The organism is Streptomyces sp. AcH 505, from assembly GCF_000818175.1.
Lineage (GTDB): Bacteria > Actinomycetota > Actinomycetes > Streptomycetales > Streptomycetaceae > Streptomyces.
In genome coordinates this window covers 2,124,598-2,130,895 of record NZ_JTIY01000001.1, presented here as the reverse complement: position 1 = coordinate 2,130,895, position 6,298 = coordinate 2,124,598, and the positions used below count along the sequence as shown (strand labels likewise).

Genomic DNA, 6,298 nt, shown 5'->3' with positions numbered 1-6,298 from the left:
CGAGAGGCCCTAGGGCTCCGGGTGCGGACGCGGCCGGCCCGCACCCGGAGCGCTCAGTGCTCCGTCGCCCTGATCGACTTCGCCGGTGAACCCAGCTCGGCCGTGCAGCCGGGGTCGGCCACCGGCTTCGACAGGGCGGCCAGCGCCTGGTTCGCGTCCTTCGGGACCGTCAGCTGCTTGAAGGCCGTCCCGAGGATCAGGTCGACGTCCCGCGTCTTGCGGGTGTCGGTCTTCGGGGTCGCCCCCTTCAGCTGGGTGCCGAGGACGGACAGGGAGCTGTCCGACGTCGTCGGGGCGCCCAGCAGTATCCCGGTGCCGGGGATCTTCTTGTCGTACGCGGCGGACGCGTTGCCCACCTTGCCGATGACGAAGCCGCGTTTCTTCAGCTCGTCGGCGGTGCTCTGGGCCAGTCCGCCGCGCGGCGTCGCGTTGTAGACGTTGACCTTGATCTGGCCGGGCTTCGGGAGCGCCTTCACCGGCGTCTTCGACGGCTTGCAGGACGGCTTGCGGTCCGCCGCGCTGGTCTGCTCGCTGTCGCCGTTGAAGACGTGGATGAGCTGCAAGGTCCCCCAGCCGGCCAGGCCGAGGGCGACGACGGCGGCGACGGACACGAGCACGATCCTGCGGCGGTGACGTGGGCGTCGCATGCGGGGGTACTTGTCACCCGTGATGCGGTACTTGCCGCCCATGCCGGGGGGAGTGAGCATGCTCATGTGCGAAGCGTAGTGCGCGCCGAGTGTGTTTCCTACTAAATGATCAACAGGTTGCGCCGACAGGGTGGGAAAGCCCCCGAAAGGCTCAGTCGAAGACCCTCGGAGCGGTCTGCGGGGCGGTCACCGAGCAGTCACCGGGCAGTCACCGGGCGGGTTTCCGCCCCGCCGCTCGGCCTCAGCCCCGGTCCAGCTCCAGCACCCGCGCGTGCAGCACCTGGCGCTGCTGGAGCGCGGCACGCACCGCGCGGTGCAGTCCGTCCTCCAGATAGAGATCGCCCTGCCACTTCACGACGTGGGCGAAGAGGTCGCCGTAGAACGTGGAGTCCTCCGCGAGCAGCGTCTCCAGGTCCAGCTGGCCCTTCGTGGTCACGAGCTGGTCGAGGCGGACCGGGCGCGGCGCGACATCCGCCCACTGCCGGGTGGATTCCCGGCCGTGGTCGGGATACGGCCGCCCGTTACCGATGCGCTTGAAGATCACACGGAAAGCCTACCGGTCGAGCGGCTCCGGGCGCAGCCAAGGCGACGTAGTCCAAAAGTGACATTCACCGTTAAAGCGGGAGTGATGCACGAGCGGAGCGGTTCCCTCCGCTCCGCTGGTTCCCTCGAACGGGTTCGTGGCCGGGTTTACGGGCGCTGCGGCGCGCTGCTCGGCCCGGCCGTCAGCGGGCCCAGATCGTGCGCGTACGTGCCGACGGCGTCGGCGATCACATCGATGTTGTTGTCGAAAGCGGTCATGTTGATGTTGGACAGGTCGTCGCACGCCAAGTGGTAACAGGCGTCGTACGCGACACCCGCCTCGCCGCCGAACCGCTCGGCGTCACCGCGCGTCTTCACGACCTCCGCCCCGGTGAAGGTGCCCCCGGACGGGATGCCGGCGGCGACGAAGGGCCCGTAGTCGGAACGGCCGTCGAAGTCCGCGCCCTTGTGTGCGATCCCGTGGCTGTCGAGGAAGTCGTTGATGCCCCGTTCCAGCTGTGCCGAGCCCGCCGGGCCGGGGCCCGCGCCCTCGCGGTCGGAGTCGTCGCCGTCGTACACGAGCTGGGCGAAGTTCGGCGACGCGATCATGTCGAAGTTCAGATAGAGCGCGACGGCGGAGCGCTCGGCGGGGGTGCGGGCCTTCACGTACGCCTCGGAGCCGAGCAGCCCCAGCTCCTCCGCCGACCACCACGCGAACCGCACCTTGTTGTCCGGGCGCTCGTGGGTCGCGGCGAGCCGCAGGGCGACTTCGAGCAGGCCGGCCGAGCCCGAGCCGTTGTCGTTGATGCCGGGGCCCTTGCCGACGGAGTCGAGATGCGCGCCGAGCATGACGGTCCGCGCGGGGTCGCCGCCCCTGGTCTCGGCGATCACATTGCGGGTGGTGCGCTGCTCCCGGAGCTGCCGTACGTCCATGGTGACCCGCACCGCTTCGGCGGCCCCGCCCGCCTCGGCCTTCTTGACCGCTGCGGCCAGCGCCGTACCGTCCTTGCGCGTGATCCCGCCGGTCGGGATTCCGGCGGTGGGGGCGGGTGCGTCCTTCGCGCTGCCGAGGGAGCCGCTGAGCGCGCCGTCGGCGTTGTTGTAGATCACGGCGCCGACGGCCCCTGCCGCCGCCGCGCTCCGCTGCTTCACCGCGAAGTCGCAGCCGCCCCGCTCGATGAGCGCGATCTTGCCCGTGACGCTCCCGGACGCGTAGTCGGCGGGCTCGCAGCCGGTCGTCGCGTCCACGGGGACGGCGGCGACCGCGGCCGTGATGCCGCCCTCGGGCGTGGACTTCGTGTACGTCATGGCCGTGATCGCGATCTCGCGCCGCTCGGGCGCCCGTACCGTCAGTTTCTCGGCGAGCGTCTCGACGTACGTGAAGTCGAACGGCTCGTACGCGACGTCGTAGCCGGCCTCTTCGAGCTGGTCGTGCACATAGCGCGCCGAGGCCTCATGGCCGGCCGAGCCTGCGGCGCGGTTGCCGCCTGACGCGTCCGCGACGGCCTGGAACCGCTCCAGATGGCGGTAGGCGCTCTCGGCCGACGCGTCCCGTACGAGCTCGCGGGAGAGCCGCGCCGCGTCCCTGGCCGCGTCCCTGGCCTGGTCGTGCGCCGGGGCGGCGCCGAGCAGCAGCGGGACGGTGAGGGCGGTCGCTGCCAGGGTGGCGACGAGGCTGCGGGGGACCAGGTTCACTTGCCGGTCTCCTTCGCGGCCTTCGCGGACTTCGCGGACTTCGATGGTGCGGACTTCGATGGTGCTGCCTTGGCCGCCTTCGCCGCCCGTTTCGCCTCCTGCTTGAACGCCCGCACCTTTGCCAGCGACTCGGGCCCCGTGATGTCGGCCGCCGAGCGGTACGACCCCTCGTCCCCGTACGCGCCCGCCGCCGCGCGCCAGCCGGTGGGCCGTACATCGAATTGCTTGCCCAGCAGCGCCAGGAAAATCTGCGACTTCTGCTTTCCGAAGCCGGGCAATGCGTTCAGTCGTTCGAGTACCTCGGCGCCGGTGGCGACTTCTCGCCAAATCGTCGTCGGATCTCCGTCGTAATGGTCGACCAGATAGTGGCAGAGCTGCTGAACGCGCCCCGCCATCGACCCCGGATACCGGTGCACGGCCGGCTTCTCGGAGAGCAGTGCCGCGAACGCCTCCGGGTCGTAGGCGGCGATCTGCCGCGCGTCGAGGTCGTCGCCGCCGAGGCGTACGGCGATGGTGTAGGGGCCCGAGAAGGCCCACTCCATGGGGACCTGCTGGTCGAGCAGCATGCCGACCAGGGCGGCCAGCGGGCTGCGGCCGAGCAGGGCGTCCGCCTCGGGCTGCTGGGCGAGCCGAATTGTGGTGCTCATTGCCGAATGATCTCGCGGCTCGCGGGCGGGCGCATGCACGCCACGCAATTCCCATGTGTTCATATGACTGTTTCGTCGCGCGAATGGCCCAACCGGCGGAGGGGTAGAGCCCGGCCCAGGAGAACCAATTCCGGCACCTTCGGGACCGGAACCTTCGGGAAAGGCCGCGCACCGGTGACACAGCCTTTTGAACTGCCGGATTTCTACATGCCATATCCGGCCCGGCTCAACCCGCACCTTGAGGAGGCGAGGGAGCACTCCGGCAGATGGGCCAGGGAGATGGGCATGCTGGAGGGCTCGGGCATCTGGGAGCAGCACGACCTCGACTCCCACGACTACGCGCTGCTCTGCTCGTACACCCACCCGGACTGCGACGGACCCCAGTTGTCGCTGGTCACGGACTGGTATGTGTGGGTGTTCTTCTTCGACGACCACTTCCTGGAGATCTTCAAGCGCGACCACGACAGGGAGGGCGGCAAGGCGTATCTCGACCGGCTGCCCCTTTTCATGCCGATGGACCTGAAGGACGGGTTCCCCGAGCCGACCAACCCCGTGGAGGCCGGCCTCGCCGACCTCTGGGCCCGTACGGTCCCCAGCATGTCCATGGCGTGGCGGGAGCGGTTCGCCGAGTCCACGGAGAATCTGCTGAACGAGTCCCTCTGGGAGCTCTCCAACATCAACGCCGAGCGGATCTCCAACCCCGTCGAGTACATCGAGATGCGCCGCAAGGTCGGCGGGGCCCCCTGGTCCGCGGGGCTCATCGAGTACGTCAGCGCCGAGGTGCCGGCGGCCCTGGCCGAGTCGCGGCCGCTGCGGGTCCTGCGCGACACGTTCTCGGACGGTGTCCATCTGCGCAACGACCTCTTCTCGTACCAGCGCGAGATCGAGGAGGAGGGCGAGCTGAGCAACGGCGTGCTCGTGCTGGAGACCTTCCTCGGCTGCACGACGCAGGAGGCGGCCGAAGCCGTCAACGACCTGCTGACCGCGCGCCTCCAGCAGTTCGACAACACCGCCCTCACCGAACTGGGCCCGCTGTTCGTGGAGAAGGGCACCGACCCGGCGTCCGTCGCCGACACCCTCGCCTATGTGAAGGGCCTCCAGGACTGGCAGTCGGGCGGCCATGAATGGCACATGCGCTCCAGCCGGTACATGAACGGCGGCGGCGTCGACACCGACGAGACGGCGGGGCCGCTCTTCCCGAAGACCCCGGTCGGCCGGGGCACGGCCGCCTCCGACTTCCTCAAGACGCTCACCGCGGGCGGCCCCGCCAGGCTGCGCAGCCACAGCCATGTCCCGTTCCAGCGGGTGGGACCCTCGCAACTGCCCGACTTCCAGATGCCGTTCGAGGCGACGCTCAGCCCGCATCTGGACGCCTCACGCGAGCATGTCGTCGCATGGGCGGCCCGGATGGGGATCCTGGAGGAACAGCTCGGCATCCCGAACTCGGGCGTGTGGGACGCGGACCGGATCCGCCGTATCGACCTGCCGCTCTGTGCGGCCGGTATCCACCCGGACGCCACACCGGAGGGCCTGGACCTGTCGTCGGACTGGCTGGCCTGGGGGACGTACGGGGACGACTACTTCCCGGTCGTCTACGGCACCACCCGCGACCTGGCGGGCGCGAAGGCGTGCAACGAGCGCCTGTCGCTGTTCATGCCGGTCGAGTCCCTGGACACCCCGCTGCCCGCTACCGGACTCGAACGCGCCCTCGCCGACCTGTGGGCGCGTACGGCGGGCCCGATGGACCTCGACGCCCGGCGCACGTTCCGCAAGGCCGTCGAGGACATGACGGAGAGCTGGCTGTGGGAGCTGGCCAACCAGGTGCAGAACCGTATCCCCGAGCCCGTCGACTACATCGAGATGCGCCGGGCGACCTTCGGCTCGGACATGACGATGAGCCTGTGCCGGATCGGCCACGGCAACGTCGTACCGGAGGAGATCTACCGCAGCGGACCGATGCAGGCGCTGGAGCACGCGGCGCAGGACTACGCGTGCCTGCTCAACGACGTCTTCTCGTACCAGAAGGAGATCGAGTTCGAGGGCGAGGTGCACAACGGCGTCCTCGTCGTCCAGAACTTCTTCAACTGCGACTATCCGACGGCGCTGCACATCGTCGACGACCTGATGAACTCGCGCATGCGCCAGTTCCAGCATGTCGCCGCCAACGAACTGCCCGTGCTGTACGACGACTTCGACCTGAGCGCGGAAGTGCGGGAGGTGCTCGACGGATATGTGAAGGAGCTGGAGAACTGGCTCTCCGGGATTCTCGTCTGGCATGCGGGCTGCCACCGCTACAAGGAGTCGGACCTGCTCCAGGACCGGGCTGAGCCGCGCTGGATGCCGCCGACGCTGACGGGGCGCGGCACATCGGCCGCCAGGATCCTGCTGCCGGCGGGCAGTTCGGCCGGTTCGGCCGGCTCCGTAGCGGCTGTGCCCCAAATGGCACCGTAACCCTCGCAGGGCGCAATCCGTTCGCCATCCGGTCGACGCAGATCGAGTGGATGGGGGACGTGGGTGGCGAACGGATATGCGCGTGAGCGGTACGGAGGGCCCGGGAGGCACCGAGGGCCCGGGAGGCACGGAGGGGACGGGCGTACGGCGGGGCGTACGGCGGCGGTGATCGAAGCCGTCTCCGGACGCGTCCCTGGAGAGCCCGTCCCGAACGGGGCGCTGCCCGCCGCCTGGGGCGTGGACGACGCGTGGGTCCGCGGCCGTACCGGCATCGGCAGCAGACACCGCGCCGCGCCGGGGCAGTCGACCGGCGATCTCGCGTACGAGGCGGCCGAG

The 6,298-nt window shown here is 69.7% G+C and carries 5 protein-coding genes and 1 pseudogene; 2 read left to right on the top strand and 4 right to left on the bottom strand.

The window, feature by feature from the left end:
* Positions 1 to 53 precede the first annotated feature (53 nt).
* The 4 genes from HY68_RS09825 to HY68_RS09810 form a co-directional block, all read right to left on the bottom strand.
* Positions 54 to 713, bottom strand: a complete 660-nt coding sequence (locus tag HY68_RS09825; RefSeq protein ID WP_078863514.1) for a LytR C-terminal domain-containing protein — start codon at positions 711 to 713, stop codon at positions 54 to 56.
* A gap of 175 nt (positions 714 to 888) precedes the next feature.
* A complete protein-coding gene (locus HY68_RS09820) occupies positions 889 to 1,191 on the bottom strand; it encodes a type II toxin-antitoxin system VapB family antitoxin (protein WP_041987019.1) in 303 nt (100 codons plus the stop codon).
* Between the two features lie 146 nt (positions 1,192 to 1,337).
* A complete protein-coding gene (locus HY68_RS09815) occupies positions 1,338 to 2,864 on the bottom strand; it encodes a M28 family metallopeptidase (protein ID WP_241778520.1) in 1,527 nt (508 codons plus the stop codon).
* The gene (locus tag HY68_RS09810; RefSeq protein ID WP_041987016.1) at positions 2,861 to 3,511 is read right to left on the bottom strand and encodes an HhH-GPD-type base excision DNA repair protein; all 651 of its coding nucleotides are present in this window, start codon (positions 3,509 to 3,511) and stop codon (positions 2,861 to 2,863) included. The genes HY68_RS09815 and HY68_RS09810 overlap by 4 nt, the downstream gene beginning before the upstream one ends.
* Positions 3,512 to 3,685: 174 nt before the next feature.
* Here HY68_RS09810 and HY68_RS09805 point away from each other — a divergent pair, with 174 nt between their 5' ends.
* Positions 3,686 to 5,962 carry a terpene synthase family protein gene (locus HY68_RS09805; protein ID WP_198533243.1) on the top strand — a complete coding sequence of 759 codons (2,277 nt, stop codon included), beginning with the start codon at positions 3,686 to 3,688 and terminating at the stop codon, positions 5,960 to 5,962.
* 165 nt (positions 5,963 to 6,127) lie between these two features.
* A pseudogene (locus HY68_RS44965) lies at positions 6,128 to 6,298 on the top strand (3-oxoacyl-ACP synthase); the annotation flags it as partial.